The organism is Psychroserpens damuponensis (genome assembly GCF_000826655.1).
GTDB classification, from domain to species: Bacteria; Bacteroidota; Bacteroidia; order Flavobacteriales; family Flavobacteriaceae; genus Psychroserpens; species Psychroserpens damuponensis.
In genome coordinates this window covers 292,495-311,637 of record NZ_JXJO01000016.1, presented here as the reverse complement: position 1 = coordinate 311,637, position 19,143 = coordinate 292,495, and the positions used below count along the sequence as shown (strand labels likewise).

The 19,143-nt window shown below is 31.8% G+C and carries 21 protein-coding genes; 18 read left to right on the top strand and 3 right to left on the bottom strand.

From position 1 onward, the window contains the following. Positions 1–73: 73 nt before the first annotated feature. From TD29_RS08280 to TD29_RS08270, 3 genes are all read left to right on the top strand, one after another. Positions 74–934, top strand: coding sequence for a TraB/GumN family protein (locus TD29_RS08280; protein ID WP_040280142.1), 861 nt, complete (start codon positions 74–76; stop codon positions 932–934). A 225-nt stretch (positions 935–1,159) separates the two neighbouring features. Further along, complete coding sequence (deoC, locus tag TD29_RS08275; protein ID WP_040280002.1) at positions 1,160–1,822, top strand: deoxyribose-phosphate aldolase; 663 nt, start codon at positions 1,160–1,162, stop codon at positions 1,820–1,822. A gap of 69 nt (positions 1,823–1,891) precedes the next feature. Beyond that, positions 1,892–2,419, top strand: a complete 528-nt coding sequence (locus TD29_RS08270; protein WP_040280001.1) for a SixA phosphatase family protein — start codon at positions 1,892–1,894, stop codon at positions 2,417–2,419. Here the strand turns inward: TD29_RS08270 and TD29_RS08265 are convergent. Beyond that, on the bottom strand, positions 2,412–3,191 hold the full coding sequence (locus tag TD29_RS08265; RefSeq protein WP_040280000.1) for a DUF6503 family protein: 780 nt from the start codon (positions 3,189–3,191) through the stop codon (positions 2,412–2,414). The two genes, TD29_RS08270 and TD29_RS08265, sit on opposite strands and share 8 nt — an antisense overlap. 83 nt (positions 3,192–3,274) lie before the next feature. On the opposite strand from TD29_RS08265, the gene smpB reads away from it, so the two are divergent. From smpB to TD29_RS08250, 3 genes are all read left to right on the top strand, one after another. After that, positions 3,275–3,733, top strand: coding sequence for an SsrA-binding protein SmpB (smpB, locus tag TD29_RS08260; protein WP_040279999.1), 459 nt, complete (start codon positions 3,275–3,277; stop codon positions 3,731–3,733). Between the two features lie 167 nt (positions 3,734–3,900). Then, positions 3,901–6,360: a DUF5686 and carboxypeptidase regulatory-like domain-containing protein gene (locus TD29_RS08255; RefSeq protein WP_040279998.1), complete on the top strand. Its 2,460-nt coding sequence runs from the start codon at positions 3,901–3,903 to the stop codon at positions 6,358–6,360. A 4-nt stretch (positions 6,361–6,364) separates the two neighbouring features. Continuing rightward, a complete protein-coding gene (locus tag TD29_RS08250; RefSeq protein WP_040279997.1) occupies positions 6,365–6,808 on the top strand; it encodes a cytochrome c oxidase assembly factor Coa1 family protein in 444 nt (147 codons plus the stop codon). Between the two features lie 118 nt (positions 6,809–6,926). Here TD29_RS08250 and TD29_RS08245 read toward each other — a convergent pair whose 3' ends face one another. Further along, on the bottom strand, positions 6,927–7,568 hold the full coding sequence (locus TD29_RS08245; RefSeq protein WP_040279996.1) for a protein-L-isoaspartate(D-aspartate) O-methyltransferase: 642 nt from the start codon (positions 7,566–7,568) through the stop codon (positions 6,927–6,929). Between the two features lie 184 nt (positions 7,569–7,752). Between TD29_RS08245 and TD29_RS08240 the strand changes: the two genes are divergently transcribed. From TD29_RS08240 to TD29_RS08190, 12 genes are all read left to right on the top strand, one after another. Then, entirely contained in the window at positions 7,753–8,712 is a 960-nt protein-coding gene (locus TD29_RS08240; protein WP_040279995.1) for a Gfo/Idh/MocA family oxidoreductase, read from the top strand. A 10-nt stretch (positions 8,713–8,722) separates the two neighbouring features. Then, the gene (locus tag TD29_RS18510) at positions 8,723–8,899 is read left to right on the top strand and encodes a hypothetical protein (protein ID WP_161792608.1); all 177 of its coding nucleotides are present in this window, start codon (positions 8,723–8,725) and stop codon (positions 8,897–8,899) included. 75 nt (positions 8,900–8,974) lie between these two features. Beyond that, positions 8,975–9,865: a 3-hydroxyacyl-CoA dehydrogenase family protein gene (locus TD29_RS08235; protein WP_040279994.1), complete on the top strand. Its 891-nt coding sequence runs from the start codon at positions 8,975–8,977 to the stop codon at positions 9,863–9,865. An 85-nt stretch (positions 9,866–9,950) separates the two neighbouring features. Then, positions 9,951–10,319 (top strand): four helix bundle protein, encoded by a 369-nt coding sequence (locus TD29_RS08230; RefSeq protein ID WP_040279993.1) that lies wholly within the window; start codon positions 9,951–9,953, stop codon positions 10,317–10,319. Positions 10,320–10,345: 26 nt separating this feature from the next. Continuing rightward, positions 10,346–11,584: a DUF1015 domain-containing protein gene (locus tag TD29_RS08225; protein WP_040279992.1), complete on the top strand. Its 1,239-nt coding sequence runs from the start codon at positions 10,346–10,348 to the stop codon at positions 11,582–11,584. A gap of 38 nt (positions 11,585–11,622) precedes the next feature. Further along, the gene (locus TD29_RS08220; RefSeq protein ID WP_052467027.1) at positions 11,623–12,138 is read left to right on the top strand and encodes a hypothetical protein; all 516 of its coding nucleotides are present in this window, start codon (positions 11,623–11,625) and stop codon (positions 12,136–12,138) included. A 17-nt stretch (positions 12,139–12,155) separates the two neighbouring features. Beyond that, on the top strand, positions 12,156–12,827 hold the full coding sequence (locus tag TD29_RS08215; protein WP_040279991.1) for a YggS family pyridoxal phosphate-dependent enzyme: 672 nt from the start codon (positions 12,156–12,158) through the stop codon (positions 12,825–12,827). A gap of 100 nt (positions 12,828–12,927) precedes the next feature. Beyond that, positions 12,928–14,292 carry an exonuclease domain-containing protein gene (locus tag TD29_RS08210; protein ID WP_040280140.1) on the top strand — a complete coding sequence of 455 codons (1,365 nt, stop codon included), beginning with the start codon at positions 12,928–12,930 and terminating at the stop codon, positions 14,290–14,292. A gap of 8 nt (positions 14,293–14,300) precedes the next feature. Beyond that, a complete protein-coding gene (locus TD29_RS08205) occupies positions 14,301–16,262 on the top strand; it encodes a DUF3857 domain-containing protein (RefSeq protein ID WP_040279990.1) in 1,962 nt (653 codons plus the stop codon). Between the two features lie 21 nt (positions 16,263–16,283). Next, positions 16,284–17,150 (top strand): ion transporter, encoded by an 867-nt coding sequence (locus TD29_RS08200; protein WP_040279989.1) that lies wholly within the window; start codon positions 16,284–16,286, stop codon positions 17,148–17,150. 11 nt (positions 17,151–17,161) lie between these two features. Continuing rightward, the gene (gene miaA / locus TD29_RS08195; RefSeq protein ID WP_040279988.1) at positions 17,162–18,082 is read left to right on the top strand and encodes a tRNA (adenosine(37)-N6)-dimethylallyltransferase MiaA; all 921 of its coding nucleotides are present in this window, start codon (positions 17,162–17,164) and stop codon (positions 18,080–18,082) included. Between the two features lie 90 nt (positions 18,083–18,172). Continuing rightward, a complete protein-coding gene (locus tag TD29_RS08190; protein ID WP_040279987.1) occupies positions 18,173–18,364 on the top strand; it encodes a cold-shock protein in 192 nt (63 codons plus the stop codon). Positions 18,365–18,432: 68 nt separating this feature from the next. Here the strand turns inward: TD29_RS08190 and TD29_RS08185 are convergent, their stop codons facing one another. Then, positions 18,433–19,143 (bottom strand): response regulator transcription factor, encoded by a 711-nt coding sequence (locus tag TD29_RS08185; protein WP_040279986.1) that lies wholly within the window; start codon positions 19,141–19,143, stop codon positions 18,433–18,435.

Sequence of the window (19,143 nt, the reverse complement as noted above, 5' to 3'; positions counted from 1 at the left end):
ACCCAATTTAATTAACTTTTTGTAACATATTAGTATGAATAACTACATATAAGTGAATCTTAACATAAAATTTATGAAAAACATTATTTGTACACTCGCCTTAACTTTATCTAGTTTTATTTTACTTCAAGCACAAGAATTGGAAAAATCATTGTTGTGGGAAATTTCTGGAAATGGACTAACAGAATCCTCTTATATTTATGGCACCATTCATATGACTTGCGATGCCACCTTAAGCGAAGGCATCACTAAAGCTTTAGACGAAACATCACTTCTAGTTTTAGAATTAGATATGGATGATCCCAAAATGCAAATGAGTATGATGAAAGGGATGTACATGAAAGATGGTAAAACTATTAAGGATCTCGTGAGTGAAGAAGACTATCTTACCATCTCAAAATTAGTAAAAGACCAAATGGGAATACCTTTAGATGCTATGGGCAACATTAAACCGTTTTTTATTTCAGCTATGTTCTACCCTAAACTATTAGACTGTCCTGTACAATCATACGAAGAAGCTTTAATGAAAGTAGCTCACGAACAACAGGAAGAAGTTTTAGGCTTAGAAACTGTAGAAGAACAAATGAGCGTGTTTGATGAGATTCCTTATGAAGATCAAGCCATAGATCTATTAAGATCTGCTAAAAATAATTTGGCCGATGACACAGCCTCTTTCAAAGAATTAATGGCCCTATATAATGATAAAAACATTGAAGGTATGATTACTATGATGGAAACAGATAAAAACCTGAGCACTTCAAAACATAGCGATAAAATTCTTTATAATCGAAATAAAAATTGGATTAATAAAATTACAGATCATGCTAAAAAGCAACCTACATTTTTTGGTGTTGGTGCAGCACATCTTGCAGGAAATAATGGTGTCATAAAACTTCTTAGAAAAGCTGGTTATACAGTACAAGCATCTCATTAAATTTTACATTGAAAAATCATGAAGCCCCTAAACAAGGGGCTTTATTGTTGAAAACATGTTAAAAACTCAATAATAATCCTTTAAAAATTTAGTGATTAAGGTTATGATAATAAAATTTAATCACTAACTTTGGCGAGCTATTAATTCCCAAATTTACATTTTTCAAAACTACTGTTGATTCTTTTACTAAGAAAGAGTTAGCAAAAAATTCACCTACTTAACAATATGAATATAAACTCATATATAGACCATACGCTTTTAAATGTTACGACTACTGAACGTGACATAATTGATCTTTGCAACCAAGCAAAGCAACATCGATTTTATTCAGTATGTGTTAATAGTTGCTATGTGCCTTTAGCTAAACAATTATTAAAAAATACTGATGTAAAAATATGTACAGTTGTTGGTTTTCCATTTGGAGCTTCATCTACAGCATCAAAAATTTTTGAGGCTAAACAAGCTATTAATGATGGTGCGCATGAGATTGATATGGTTATGAATATTGGTGTTTTTAAAAGCAAGAACTATGTTGAAGTTTTTAAAGACATTAAAGAAGTTAACAATTCTATAGGTAAAATTCCATTAAAAGTTATCATTGAAATTAGTGAACTCTCTAAAAACGGCATTGTTAAGGCCTCAGAGATTTGTTTAGACGCTAAAGTAGATTTCATCAAAACTTCAACTGGATTCTCAAAAAGTGGTGCTACGCTTACAGCTGTTAAAATTATTAGAAAAACAGTTAGAGATAAATGTAAAATAAAAGCATCTGGAGGCATTAGAGATTACGAAACTGCTAAAAAATACGTCGATCTTGGTGTTGAACGTGTTGGGACTTCAAATGGTGTGGCTATTTCTAATGGAGCGCTTTCTAATGCAGATTACTAATTAATAGCATTATTTAAGACGATTTCAGCAAAGAGTTTTTATATTTGAGAAACCACTTATTTTCAATATATGAAAACGCTATTTGCAGTATTTTTTGCTATCTCACTCAGTTTAACAACTTGTTCTCAAAAGTCATCTAACACAACAGCTAGTAATGAAGCCGAAACGACGACTTATTATTTTATTAGACATGCAGAAAAAGATAGAACGGATGCCACAAATAAAAACCCTAATTTAAACGAATCTGGCCTTAAACGTGCCGATAAATGGGCAAACTATTTTAAAGACATCAAGCTTGATGCTATTTACTCTACCCATTATAACCGTACTCAACAAACAGCCCAACCTACAGCTAATGCCAAAAAACTAGACATTTTAGATTACGACCCAAGAGCTTTATATACTACTGATTTTGCCAAAGCCACTAAAGGAAAAACGGTTCTAGTTGTAGGTCATAGCAATACAACACCTGCATTTGTAAATATGGTTTTGGGCCACGATAAATATAAGGATATCGATGACAATGATAACAGCCAATTGTTTATGGTTACCATTTCCGAAGAAAAAACTTTAGATGAAGTAATTTCTATTAATTAAGCCTCACTGCAATATTCTCCAATTCTATTTTAGAGAGCAACAATAATTTCCCACTTTCAAATAATTGAGGCAGCTCTGCCAACAAAACAGTATGGTCTTTTGGTTTGTAATTATTATAATCTACAAACCTCACGCCTTCTATATAGCGTTCGTTAAAAGCCTCTCTAAATCTAATACCTTTACCGTTAACTTCATTATATGAATAAGCCAAAAAATCTACATTATTCGTTTCTACATTCACCCAATACATAAAAACATCTTCAAAATCTTCTCCTCCTCCATCTTGATCAAATGTTACTTTAACCGTTTTGTAAGTATTTTGTTTTATTGTAACATCTTCCAACAATGTTTTATTAACCGCATTATCGTTAAGTCCAAATGGTAATACCGAAAAATAATGCACCGAATTTACTGATGCCGCATATTTCACTGCCATAGAATCAACAACAGCCATCGGAAAATTATTCACATAACGTTGAAACCCTTTATTATTAACCACATCTCTCACATTAGAAACCGTGTCTAAATGCATCGCTTTATCATCTACAAAATGTCGCTCTAAACTAAAAATCCCTTTATCTCTAGTGGCTAGATAATGCGTGTTTCTAAAATCAAATTCTATAGTAGATGTGTGTAATTTATCTACTCCAGCAATTATAATCGAGCTATCAATAACAGACTGTGCGGTTTGTTTCTCTTCGGAAACATCTTTCTTCACATTATTGCAATTAAAAAGAACCATAGTTAATAATACGAGCGAAATGTATTTCATAATTTTAAAAATTTTAATGTAAGTCGCAAAACTAGTGTATTAATAACAGACAAAAGTATTAAATTTATTTACCTTTGTCATCCATGCAAAAACCAGTTAACATAAAGAACAAAAAAGCTAAATTTGAGTACGAGATTCTCGATACTTATACAGCTGGTATTGTACTAACTGGCACCGAAATAAAGTCCATTAGAGAAAGTAAAGCCTCTATTGCCGAAGGATTTTGTGAATTTAATGATCGTGGAGAGCTTTTCGTTATTAATATGACGATTCAAGAATATGTTTTTGGTAATTACTACAATCATAAACCAAAAGCCGAACGCAAACTGCTTCTCAACAAAAGGGAATTAAAAAAATTAGAAAAAGCGGTAAATATTAAAGGTAATGCTATAATTCCCTTACGACTTTTTATCAACGACAAAGGGTTAGCTAAATTAGACATCGCTTTAGGAAAAGGTAAAAAACTCTTTGATAAACGCGATACTATTAAAGATCGTGACAACAAGCGCAACCTAGATCGTATTAAAAAAATCTACAAGTAATTCTCCTCTTACATACTTGATCTTGTAAGAAAATATTTAACAAAACTATTCGTTTTATTTATGATTGTTTAACAAAAGGCATGTAATTAAATGTCTAAGTTTGGAATCTCTAGGCAACCTTTTTTTAATATTGCGCGTCTATATAATAAACCATCAATCAACTTCATATGAAAACAAAACTACTCTCAGCGCTTACTCTTTTATGCGCATTCGCTTCATTTGCCCAAATTAAAGGAACCGTTACAGACGACAGTAATAAACCCTTACCGTTTGTAAACATTTACATAGAAAACACCTATACAGGAACTACAAGTAATGAAGACGGTAACTACGAGCTTAACATTTCCGAAGAAAAAAATTATACCATTGTATTTCAATTTTTAGGGTATAAAACGGTTAAAAAGCAAGTAGATATTACTTCGTTTCCGTTTACCTTAGATGCGGTTCTGGTTGAAGAGGAAGTTTCCTTAAATGAGGTGGTGATTAATTCAGAAGAAAATCCTGCCAACATCATCATTCGTGCTGCAATTGCCAAACGAAAAGAAAACCTTGAAAAAATAAATAGTTATAAAGCCGATTTCTATTCTCGCGGATTGATTAGAATTAAAGACGCTCCAGAAAAAATATTAGGTGAAGAGATTGAAATTGATGGGCTAGATTCTACCAGAAGTGGTGTAATCTATTTATCTGAAACGGTTTCTAAACTAGAATTTTTAAGACCTAATAAACTTAAAGAAAAAATTTTAGCCTCAAAAGTAAGTGGAGACAGCAAAGGCTTTAGTTTTAATAATGCTATTGATGTAGAATTTGACCTTTATGAAAATACCATTGAACTTGGCAACCAAATCATTTCCCCAATTGCTAATAATGCCTTTGGATATTATCGCTATAAATTAGAAGGTGATTTTTATGATGATAGAGGGAATCTCATCAATAAAATTAAAGCCACTCCTAGACGAGAAAATGATCCTGTTTTTGAAGGTTACATTTATATTGTAGAAGATCAATGGACTATTTATGCCTCAGAATTAGATATCACAGGAACACAAGCAAAACTTTTTGGAGTTGATAAAATTACGATAACTCAAAACTATTCGTTCTCTGAAAATGATAATATTTGGACTAAAATATCTCAAAATATCGATTTTAAATACGGTCTCTTTGGTATAAAAGGTGACGGACGTTTTACAGCCGTTTTTAGTAATTATGAATTTAATCCAGGACTAACTAGAAACGATTTTTCTAGAGAAATCGTTTCTTTTGCAGATCAAGCCAATAAAAAAGATTCTACCTTTTGGAACACAACCAGACCAGTACCATTAACCACTGAAGAAATTACAGATTACATCAAAAAAGACAGTATCCAAATCGTTAAGGACTCAAAAGTCTATAAAGACTCGGTAGATTCGGTTAGAAACACCTTTAAACTTGGCGATATTATTGGAGGTTACACATACACCAATACACATAAAAACTGGAGAGCCGGAATCACATCACCTATTGAAGCCATTAGCTTTAATACAGTACAAGGTTGGAATGGCAATATTGGAGCATTTTACACAAAAGGTTATAACGATTACGAACGTTATTTATCTATTGGCGGGAACCTAAACTACGGTTTTAGTGATGATCGCTTGCGTGGTACACTCTACGCACAGTATAAATTCAACAATAAAAGCAGACCTTATCTTACGGTTTCGGGAGGTGTAACAACACAGCAATTTAATGGTAGTAATCCCATTTCAAAATTAATCAACACATCGTTTTCATTGTTTTCTGAACAAAATTTCATGAAAATCTATGAAAGTAGTTTTGCACAAGCCTCCTACTCTAACGAACTTTTTAATGGTTTTAGACTCAGTACAAGTATAGGCTATCAAAAGCGTAAAGCCTTATTCAACACAACAGATCAAGCGTGGTACCCACAAGATGATAGAGTGTATACAAGTAATAATCCTTTAGATGCAACGGCTTATGGTATTGCGCCTTTTGCAACCCATAACATTATTAAATTTGCAATTGATGCTCGTATCAATTTTGCTCAAAATTATTTGAGTTATCCAGATGGCAAGTATAATATACCTAGCAGAAAATATCCAACGGTGAATATTGGTTATGAAAAAGGATTCGGTTCTACGATTGATGCTTATAATTTTGACCAAGTTAAATTAAGAATAAGGCAAGGCCTCAATATTGCAGATAAAGGTCGTTTTGACTATAACATCAAAGCAGGTAAATTTTTTAATGGAGACGATATTGCTTTTGTAGATTACCAACATTTTAATGGCAATCAAACGCAAATTGGATCTGGATCTTACCTCAACGTTTTCAATAATTTACCATATTATGCAGCGAGTACAAACGACTCTTATTTAGAAATGCATGCCGAACACGATTTTAATGGATTTCTCCTCGGAAAAGTGCCATTGCTAAAAAAGCTCAACTTTAATTTGGTAGTTGGTGCTCATGCACTTGCAACTCCAGATAACAAACCGTATCAAGAATATACAATTGGTTTAGACAATATTGGTTGGGGTAAATTTAGATTCTTGCGATTAGATTATGTGCGCTCATATCAAAGCGGATTTCAAAGTGATGCCATTTTATTTGGATTGAAATTTTTCTAAACTCATGAACAATACAACACTTCAACAAAAAAATTGGTGGAAACGTCATTGGAAATGGTGCGTACCAACTACAATAATCATTTTAGGAATACTGCTATTTATGTTTTCCGATTTAGGAAGTGCTGCCAAAGATATATCTAAAGCTTATGCAGATAAAGAGATTTTTAATACTGCGTTTTCAAAAGTGAAAGCCAATGAAAACGCAGTAAACGTTTTGGGAGACTTACAACCCATAGATGATTTAGCAATTTTAGAAGGCTCAGTACAATACACTAATAATAACAACACGTTTAAATCATCAACCAGAATTGTCGGTTCAAAAGCTAGTGGAAAACTAGATCTCATTGCTGATAAAATTGATAATATTTGGGTGTATAAGCTTATTAAAATTCGTGTAAAAAAGCCTAAAGCCTCTAGGCAAACTATTGTGGTTTTAGATTTAGAGTGATTTTGTTTTCGTAAAGTAATTGCATCGCAAAGGCGTACTCTAATTGCCAATCTCAATTATATATTTTATTTTGAATAATCACATAAAACTTAGCATCTTTTCGGTTATGAGAGACATACTAATTCTTATCCTCTAATAAAGGTACAAATCGAAATTCTCCAAATTCATGTTGTTCAAAATCTTTGGGTCCTTTTCTAATAAACAAGGTCATTACTTGTACGTCATCACCAACAGGAATCACTAAACGACCTCCTATTTTTAATTGGCTCAATAAAGGCTTAGGCACAAATGGCGCACCTGCAGTTACGATAATACTATCAAATGGTGCTTCGGTTTCTAAACCCATATATCCATCTCCAAAAATGAGTTTTTTAGCACGATAACCTAATTTAGGTAAAAACTTACTCGTTTTTTTATAAAGTTCGTTTTGACGTTCTATACTAAACACTTTTGCTCCTAACAAGCATAAAACAGCAGTTTGATAACCACTTCCTGTACCTATTTCTAAAACATTATCTCCTGGTTTTACTTGCATTAATTCGGTTTGAAATGCCACAGTATAAGGTTGAGAAATCGTTTGGTCTGCAGCAATTGGAAACGCTTTATCTTGATAGGCATGATCCAAAAAACTTGAGTCCATAAATAAATGTCTAGGAATTTTACCAATAGCGTCAAGCACTTTCTTATCGGTTATTCCTTTGGTAATTAGAATGTCCACTAATTTTTGTCGTAAGCCTTGATGTTTAAATGTATCTTTCAAAGTCGGTTGTTAGGTTAGTTTAGAGTGTTTGAATGAAAACACTATGTAAAAATAATAGAAACATTTTTATACTGAAAGTTAAATTTAACCGAATTATCAACGACGTAAAATTGCCTTATTTTTATTATCAATTTCACATAAATAAACACTTAAAAATCTTATTTTTGAGAAAAATCGAAAAACAATGCTAAAAGCTGGTGTACTTGGTGCTGGTCATCTCGGAAAAATTCATTTAAGACTTCTTAATCAATCTGATAAATATGAACTTGTTGGGTTCTTTGATGCAGACGAAGTCAATGGTAAAAAAGTAGAAGAAGAGTTTGGTTACAAATACTTCAAAACGATGGAGTCACTCATAGAAGCTGTTGATATGGTTGATATTGTGACACCTACGCTATCTCATTATGAGTGTGCTAAAAAAGCAATTTCTTTTGGTAAGCATATTTTTATTGAAAAACCTATTACAAATACAGTCGAAGAAGCTGAACATGTGAGACAATTATTGGCTGAGCATGATATTCGCGGGCAAGTAGGACATGTAGAGCGTTTTAATCCAGCATTTATAGCTGTACGAGAGCAAATTAACAACCCAATGTTTATTGAAACACATCGTTTAGCAGAGTTTAATCCTCGTGGTACAGATGTACCAGTAGTTTTAGATTTAATGATTCACGATATTGATATTATACTAAGTGTAGTGAAATCTAAAGTTAAAAATGTAAATGCAAGTGGAGTTTCGGTTATTAGTGACACTCCAGATATTGCTAATGCACGTATAGAATTTGAAAACGGTTGCGTTGCCAATCTTACAGCCAGTCGTATTTCATTAAAAAACATGAGAAAAACACGATTTTTTCAAAAAGACGCGTACATCTCTGTAGACTTTCTTGAGAAAAAATGTGAAGTTGTTAAAATGAAAGATGCTCCAAAATCACCAGGAGATTTTGATATGATACTTCAAAATGCCGAAGGTATAAAAAAACAAATCTATTTTGACAACCCAGAAGTGGCTAATAATAATGCCATTTTAGATGAGTTAGAAACCTTTGCATATGCTATAAATAACAACACAACTCCAATTGTAACTTTACATGATGGAACAGAAGCATTGCGTGTAGCAAAGATGATTATTGATCAGTTTTAAAATCTAATTCATGATTAAAAACCTTTTACCAATCTTATTAATTATAGCGTGTCTCGTCATGATTGTTGTCAATGTCATTACAACAGATGATTATGATAACGGTTTTTGGATGCAAACACTCTCAAGTGTTCTATTAATATTTGCAATGATTGCAACGCTTTATAGTAGGCATAAAAGCAAAAAATAAATTTTCTTTTCTTCGGAAAAATCAACTCTTAAATAATAGGTTCTTATTACATAAAAGAATCAAAAAAAATTAAATATGAAAAATGTAGCAGTTATAGGAGCAGGAACTATGGGAAACGGAATTGCCCACACCTTTGCTCAATCTGGATTTAAAGTACAATTAATTGACATTAGTGAAGCCTCATTACAACGAGGCATGGATACTATTGCTAAAAATTTAGACAGAATGGTGTCTAAAGAGAAAATTTCCGAAGATGATAAAAAATCCACTTTGGATAACATTACAACGTTTACAGATATGACAGCTGGTGTTAAAAATGTAAGTTTAGTTGTTGAAGCTGCCACCGAAAATATTGATTTAAAACTCAAAATATTTAAACAATTAGATGAGACTTGTGATGAAGATACAATCTTAGCATCAAACACATCGTCTATTTCAATTACGCAAATTGGAGCTGTAACCTCGAGACCAGAAAAAGTTATTGGGATGCATTTTATGAATCCTGTGCCAATTATGAAATTAGTAGAGATTATTCGTGGTTATAACACAAGTGACGACGTAACAAAAACCATTATGGATTTGTCTAAAACTTTAGGGAAAGTTCCAACAGAAGTTAATGATTATCCAGGCTTTGTTGCAAATCGTATTTTAATGCCAATGCTTAACGAATCTATAGAAACTTTGTACAATGGTGTTGCTGGTGTTGAAGAAATTGATACTGTGATGAAATTAGGTATGGCTCACCCAATGGGACCATTACAATTAGCAGATTTTATTGGTCTTGATGTGTGTTTGTCAATTTTAAACGTGATGTACGACGGATTTAAAAACCCAAAATACGCACCTTGTCCGTTATTAGTGAATATGGTAAGAGCTGGGAAATTAGGTGTAAAATCTGGTGAAGGTTTTTATGATTACTCTGAAAGTAGAAAAGCAGAAGTTGTGGCTAAGCAATTTGCTAAATAAGTAGTGTTCAGTGTTCAGTGTTCAGTGTTCAGTGTTCAGTGTTCAGTGTTCAGTAAATAAAAAATAAGCAAAACAAAAATAATACATGCTAAGGTTTCAAGGTTTATTAGCTTATAAAAAAGGATTTGCTTTAGCAATGAAAATTTTTGACATTTCAAAATCATTTCCAAAAGAAGAAACCTATTCTCGTACTTACCAATTTAGACGATCTTCTACAAGTGTATGTACGAACATAGCTGAATCATACAGAAAAAGATTGTATCCTAAATATTTCTTAAGTAAATTGAGTGATTGTGATACTGAAAATTCTGAAACTCAAACTTGGATTGAGTTTGCTTATGCATGTAACTTTATTTTAGAAAATCAATTCAACGAACTTATTACGGAAAGTTTAGAAGTCGGAAAATTAATAAATTATAAGATTTTAAACCCAAATAAATTCGGTTTGAGTTAACACTGTTTACAGAACACTTAACAAAAATGGCAAAAATACACCCTTTTAAAGCAGTTAGACCAACACGAGATAAAGTAAGCCTCGTAGCTTCTAGATCATACCAAACTTACACGCAGGCTGAACGTGAAGCGCGTTTAGATTACAATCCGTTTTCATTTTTGCATATTGTTAATCCTGGATATAAATACGCTAGAGAAATTACTGGTAAAGAGCGTTATCAACTGGTAAGAAATAGGTATTTAGAATTTAAAGAAGATAATGTATTTGTGCATGATAAAACGCCATGCTATTATATTTATAAAATTGTAGACCGAGACAAGCAAGTGTTTAATGGTATCATTGCTGCTGCTAGTGCTGAGGATTATGAAAACGATATTATTAAAAAACATGAAAACACCATTGAGTATCGCGAGCATATTTTTAAAGACTATTTAAAAACGGTTGGCTTTAATGCAGAGCCTGTACTACTCACCTATCCTGACAATACTATCATTTCAAATATAATTAAAGACATACAAAAAGAGCGTGCAGAATTTGAATTTACCACAACCTATCGTGATACCCATTACCTGTGGAAATTAGAAGACTCCACTAGTATTGCTACTATTCAAAACCAATTTGAACAGATGCCAACCATTTATATTGCAGATGGTCATCATCGCTCTGCTTCTTCATATTTGCTGTATAAAGATGAAAAGAATCTGAACTCAAATCATACAGGTAAAGAGACTTACAATCAATTTATGACATTTTTAATTCCAGAATCTGAATTACAAATTCATGAGTTTAACAGGCTCGTGAAAGATTTAAACGGATTGACCAAGGAAGAGTTTTTGATTCAATTAGATACTATTTTTAGAATACAAAATAGAGGCATCATGCCTTACAAACCATCAAGAAAACATCATTTTAGCATGTACTTAGATGGTGAGTTTTATTCTTTATATCTTCGGAAAACCGAATACGATTTTAAAACATCGCTTGATGCCTTAGATCCTCAAATTTTATACAACACCATTTTACAACCCATTCTTGGCATTGAAGATTTACGCAACGATCAAAGAATTAGCTATATTAACGGAAAGAAAGATGTGATTAACGTTAAAAGCGCTATCGATACTGGTGAGTTTGCTGTTGGTTTTGGTATGGTTCCTGTTGATATTAATGAAATGAAACACATTGCAGACGACGGACTCAAAATGCCACCAAAAAGCACCTTTATTGAACCAAAATTGAGAAGTGGTGTAACTATTTATGAGTTTTAACAAATTCTAATCAGTATCAATCTTAAAATAAACATACAATGAAAAAACCAATGTCTCTTATTGCTATAATTTATGTTTTGTTTCTTTTTAGTTGTGGATCTAATGATGATGATTGCACTAAAATAATAACAATCCCTCAAACCTATTTTGCTGGCAATCAATATTACACTTATGATATCACGCAAGAAGTGTCATGCGATTTCCCCGAACCTGAAGATGCTGTTACTATAGAGCCTCCTAGGTTAGAGAATTTTACTTATGAAATATTATTTTTTACCTACACACCAGATACTGGAAATAATACATCGCGATTAGAGTTTGAGATTAAACTTAACAACAATAATGGATATGCTGTTGAAGGTGTACCAATTTTAACCATAAACTCTGACGGATTAGTCCATACTGGGAGCTACTCAAACAATGCATCTGTTCCTTGTTATTCTATAAATGCTAATTCTAGCTGTATCTTAACTTTTGAAGCAGAAGATTCTTTAGATTTAGGTGCTTCAAATACTGTTGAACTTCTTAATGTTGAATATTTTTTAACTAATTAGATTATTTAAAACTTACAATGAACATAACAAACAACTTAAACCAGATACTATCACAACTCCCAAAACACGTCACACTTGTTGCTGTTTCAAAAACAAAGCCTGTAAGTGATATCATGGAAGCTTATGATGCTGGACAGCGCATTTTTGGAGAAAACAAAATCCAAGACATGGCAGATAAGTATGAGGAAATGCCAAAAGATATAGAATGGCATATGATTGGTCATGTACAACGTAACAAGGTTAAATACATGGCTAAATTTGTTAGTTTAATTCATGGCGTTGATAGTTTAAAATTGCTAAAAGAAATTAACAAACAAGCTTTAAATCATAATAGAACCATCAATTGTTTACTCCAAATTAAAATTGCGGAAGAAGACAGTAAATTTGGAATGTCTGCAACTGAAGTTAGAACGATGTTGTCTTCGGAAGACTTTTCAGAATTAAAAAACGTTTGCATTAAAGGTCTAATGGGAATGGCAACATTTACTGATGATACCAATCAAATTGAGCAAGAGTTTAAAAAGCTTACATCAATATTTAACGATTTAAAACCTATCAATCACAGTAATAGTGACCTACAAATTATCTCAATGGGAATGAGTGGTGACTATAAATTGGCAATTGATTGCGGAAGTAATATGATTCGTGTAGGAAGTAGTATATTTGGAGCTAGGACTTATAATAAGTAGACGATGACTTGAGTTATTACATTTCCGAAGAAAAATAAAAAAAGAGTACTCACATTTCGCTTGGTATTTTAATCCTTTGCGAAAATTAAAACATATTTATATTTACGCAATATTAGACATAGAAACCACTGGTGGAAAGTACAATGAAGAAGGCATCACTGAGATTGCGATCTATAGATTTGACGGTCATCAGGTGGTTGATACATTTATAAGTCTTGTAAATCCTGAGCGAGAGATTCAACCTTTTGTTGTAAATCTTACTGGAATTAACAGCAATATGCTTAAAAGTGCTCCTAAATTTTATGAGGTTGCCAAACGAATTGTTGAAATTACCGAAGACTGTATTATCGTTGCTCACAACTCCCAATTTGATTATAGAATATTACGTACCGAATTTAAGCGACTAGGCTTTACTTTTAAACGTAAAACTTTATGTACAGTAGAACTTTCACAACAACTAATACCAGGTCAAGCGTCGTATAGTTTAGGTAAATTAACGCGCGCTTTGGGCATACCTGTAAGTGATAGACATCGTGCTAATGGTGATGCCATGGCAACTGTGAAATTATTTAAAATGCTTTTGGCCAAAGATGTTGAGAAAAATATCATTAAAGATAATGTAAAACAAGATATTTCTAAACGTATAAAAGATACGCATCGTGCCATCATTGATAGATTACCATCTGTTACTGGTGTGTATTATATTCATGCCGAAAATGGCGATATTATTTACATTGGAAAGAGTAAAAATATAAAGCATCGTATCAATCAACATTTTACGAATACAAGCAAAAAATCTAAGAAACTTCAATTACACGCAACATCAGTGACTTATGAAGCCACTGGAAGTGAACTGGTAGCATTATTAAAAGAAAGTGAAGAAATAAAACGTAATAAGCCTATTTATAATCGTGCTTTGAGACGAACTATATTTACACACGCTTTATATAGTTTTAAGGATAGTAATGGCTATATAAATTTAAAAATAGACAAGACTAATAATAATGATGAAAAACACATTACCACGTTTAGCAATATGCAAAGCGCTAAAAGTTTTATGTTTAAAATTGTTGAGCATTATTCTCTATGTCAAAAATTAACTGGACTATATCCTACCAAATCTAATTGCTTCAATTATACCATTAAAAGCTGTGAAGGTGCTTGCATAAACGAAGAGTCTCCTGAGTCTTACAATGAACGTGTTAATGAATTTATAACTAAACATAGTTATGACAATAAAAATATGCTCATTATAGATCAAGGTCGAGACATTGATGAGAAAAGTGTTATCTATATAGAAAATGGTGTGTTTAAAGGTTTAGGTTTTTATAATCTAAATCATCAAATTACGAATTTAAAAGTATTAGAGTCTATTATAACACCAATGCAAAACAATAGGGATTCTAAACACATTATACAAAGTTATTTACGACGCAATAAAAGAGTTAAAACCATCATTTTATAAATTACTAAATGAAATATTTTGCCTTATGTATTTGTTTAGCTCTTTCTACACTGCAGGCTCAAAATAATTATAATTCTGAAAGTTTTAAAGTCACTAGAGCAGATATTGAGAGCACAGGTTTTATAAATGACTCAACAGCAAATGCTTTAGTGATTTATGAAGTTGGTGATAGCTATGTTGATAATTCTAGTTATAGACTCAACACTACCATCAAACGAAAATTAAAAATCTTAAATCGTAATGGTTTTGAACATGGTACAGTTGCAATCTATCTTTATAATAACAATAATGGCAGAAAAGAAAAGATAGAAGACATTAACGCTACTGTTTACAATATAGTCAACGAAAAAGTTGTAAAAACTACACTTGAAAAATCTAGCATTTTTGAAGAACATTATAATGAGAATTATACCATTGTCAAATTTGCATTACCAAATTTAAAAATAGGCTCTGTTATTACTTACAGCTACACAGTAGAGACACCGTTTATGCATAAATATAAAAGTTGGTATTTTCAAGACAAAATCCCAAAGCTACATAGCGAATACAATGCTAGTATTCCTGGAAATTGGGAGTATAATATAAAATTAGTAGGAGCCAATAAATTAGCCACTAAATATTCTACAATTGAAAAAAACTGCTTACAAATTTCTAATGGAGCCAACTCTAGTTGCGGTATTTACAAATATATTATGAAAGATATTCCTGCGTTTATTAACGAGGACTTTATGACTACTCAACTAAATTATTTATCAAGAATAGAATACGAATTAAAGGTGTTTAGAGGTTTTGATGGTACCATTGAAAACATTACTAAAACATGGAAAACTACAGATAAAGAAATTGAAAAAGACACAGATTTAGGAAAACAATTAAGACGAACAGGTATAGTAAAAAAATTATTAAAAGACTCCATTACTACCGAAACTGATGAGCTTACCAAAGCAAAAAAAATATTAAAGTATATGCAAAAGGAATATACTTGGAATAAAAATCTTAATGTGTTACAAAATGTATCTATCAAAGATCTCATCACAGAAAAATCTGGTAATGTAGGAGAAATCAATGCACTACTTTACAACCTATTAATTACAAATAATATTGATGCTAAACCTATTCTTTTATCCACAAGACGTAATGGATTTATTACTCGGTTATATCCTGTGATATCAGATTTTAATTATTTAATTATTAAAGTAAATATACAAGGTGAAACGTATCTACTTGATGCTACAGATGATTATTTAACATTTGGTCAAATTCCATTTAGGTGCCTTAATTCTTATGGTCGTTTATTAGATTTTGACTCTAAAAGCGAATGGTATTCAATACATATCAAAGATTATAGTGCCAAAATATTTAGATATAATTTAGATTTTGATGAAACCAAAACATTAAAAGGTAAGGTTAATTATAGTTCTAAAGGCTATCATTCATTGTACGATAGAGAACGTTATTTTTCAAATATTGAAACTTATAAAAATGATTATATTAATAAGTACAGTACTATTGCGTTTTCAAACTTTAATACAAAAGATACCCATAAAACAAGTGAAGATTTTAATTTAGATTTTCAAATTGAGCATGCACCAGATGAAGTTGGAAACACGATCTATATCAATCCTTATGTTTTTAAGTTTTTCGATAAAAATCCATTTCAACTTCAAGAACGTAGCTATCCTATAGATTTTGGTTATAAAGACACGTACACGTATGGTATTCAAATTAATATTGACAATACTTTTGATATTAAATCCATACCAGAGCCTACTAGCTTAGCACTTCCAAACAATAAAGGGTCATTTATATGCTCTGTTAAACAAGAAGAACATACTATTACTATTTATTTTAAACTCACATTTAAAGAGGCTATTTATGAGCCCATATATTATGATGGTTTAAAAAAACTTTTAGAAGAAGTTATAAATACGCAAAACAACTCTCTTATTGTCGTAGAGAAAAAACAATAAAGTTTTAGTACATTTGATTTAATGAGTACCAACAAAACAACGAGCAATTGGAAAGACAAACTTCATGAAATAATTTATGAAGCAGATACTCCTGCGGGTAAATTATTTGATATTGTTTTACTTGTTTTTATAATCGCTAGTATTGCGTTGGTTATGCTGGAGAGCATCAAACACATTGATAATAAATACCATGAAATCCTGTATTATGGAGAATGGGTCGTTACTATTTTATTTTCAATAGAATATATTGCTAGAGTCATAACGGTACGTAAGCCTTGGAAATATATTTTTAGTTTCTACGGAATTGTAGATTTTCTTTCTACAATACCAATGTATTTATCATTTCTATTTGTTGGCTCTCACGCTTTAGTAACCTTACGTGCCTTACGCTTGTTACGCGTATTTAGAATTTTAAAAATTGCGCGATACTTAGGTGCATCAAACCAACTCAAAGACTCCATTATTGCGAGTAGAGTAAAAATTGCAGTATTTTTATTTGCTGTAGTGATCTCATCTGTAATTTTTGGCACTATAATGTACTTAGTTGAAGGTGAAGAGAACGGATTTACAAACATTCCGAAAAGTGTGTACTGGTGTATTGTAACGCTAACAACTGTTGGCTTTGGAGACATAGCACCTCAAACACCACTTGGTCAATTTATTACATCTATTATTATGATTCTTGGTTATGGTATTATTGCGGTTCCTACCGGAATCGTTTCTGCAGAATACATGAAAAGTAGTACAAAAAAAGACAAGGAAATCGCTGAAGGTAAACCTCAAGAAGAACTACAACTAAACACTCAAAGCTGTAGTAATTGTCATGCCTCAGACCATAAAGACAAAGCAGATTATTGCCATAGCTGCGGACATAATTTACACCTTTAAATCTAACTATTATCATAACAAAACAACCAATACTTATCTCTATTGTTGGTCCAACTGCTATAGGAAAAACAGCACTTAGCTTAGCATTAGCTCAACATTTTAATACCGAAATTATTTCGGCAGATTCTAGGCAATTTTATAATGAAATGCAAATTGGAACAGCCGCTCCTACTCCATCAGAGCTCGCTGCAGCACCTCATCATTTCATCAAACATATTTCGGTAGAGAATTATTATAATGTTGGCGCTTTTGAAAAGGATGCCATAGCATTACTCAACAAGCTCTACAAAAAACATGATGTCGTTATCATGGTTGGTGGCTCTGGCTTGTATGTAAATGCAGTAACAAAAGGGCTAGATGAACTTCCAAAGGTGGATCAAGAGATTAGAAATACATTAAATGAAAGGTTTCAAAAAGACGGTCTTGACGACTTACAATTTCAGCTAAAAGAGTTAGACCCAAAAGCATACCAAACGATTGCTATTGATAATCCGCAACGTTTAATTAGAGCTCTAGAAGTATGTATATCAAGTGGTAAACCATATTCTTCGTTTTTAACTTCGGAAGCTAAGCAAAGAGCATTTAAAACCATCACCATAGGATTAACAGCAGATAGAGAGATTATTTACGACCGAATTAATAGACGTGTAGATTTAATGATAAACGATGGTTTATTAAAAGAAGTTGAAGCATTACTTCCAAAGAAACACTTAAACGCATTAAATACGGTTGGCTATAAAGAGCTATTCAATTTTCTAGAAAAACAGTGGACATTAGAGTTTGCGGTACAAGAAATAAAGAAAAATTCAAGACGTTTTGCCAAACGCCAATTAACTTGGTTTAAAAAGAACGAGGAGACATTTTGGTTTGATTACCAAACAGATATTAAATTGATTATCAATACCATAAAAAACAAAATTAACACGCTTTAGCTTGCGTTCATTTTTCAAATAAAACTCAAAAAACATTGTATTCTAATAAATTACACTACCTTTGCAGCTTAATTAAATTAATATTATATTATGAGTAGAGGTACAGTAAAATTCTTCAACGATTCTAAAGGATTTGGATTTATTACAGAAGAAGGAAATGACAAAGAACACTTTGTACACATTTCAGGATTAATCGATGAGATTAGAGAAGGTGATGTAGTAGAATTCGACTTAACTGAAGGAAAAAAAGGATTGAACGCAGTAAACGTAAAAGTTATCTAATATTTCGATATTTTTTAATAAAAAAGCCAATCTTATCGATTGGCTTTTTTTTATTTATAATGTATAGATTAATGTTCTTGATTAACAACTAGTCTAAATCCTTCTCCATGAATATTTAGAATTTCAACATTAGGATCTAATTTTAAATATTTTCTAAGTTTTGCAATATATACATCCATACTTCTAGACGTAAAATAATTATCATCTCTCCAAATTTTTGTTAAGGCCAGTTCTCTTGGCATTAAATCATTTTCATGAAGCGCCAACATACGTAATAACTCATTTTCTTTAGGCGAAAGCTTGATAGGATCTTTACCGTCACATTTTAAAAATCTTAGTTTTGAATTTAAGTCAAACCGTCCGATTTTAAATTCAAATTGCTTGCTATCTGCTATAGTATCAGTGGCTTTACGTTGTATAATAGCTTTAATTTTCATTAACAGTACTTCACTATCAAAAGGTTTATTGAGATAGTCATCTGCACCAACTTTGTAACCTTTAAGCACATCTTCTTTCATGGCTTTGGCAGTTAAGAAAATAATTGGAACGTCGGTATTTTTCTCTCTAATTTCTTTAGCAAGTGTAAAACCGTCTTTATAAGGCATCATGACATCTAAAATACATAGATCATAATCGTCTTTTTTAAACTTCTCGAAACCTTCCATTCCGTTTTTAGCATGAACAACGTCGTAATCGTTCATGTTTAAATAGTCTTTTAATACGGTTCCAAAATTTGGATCGTCTTCAACTAATAGTATTTTCTTATTTTGCTCTTCCAT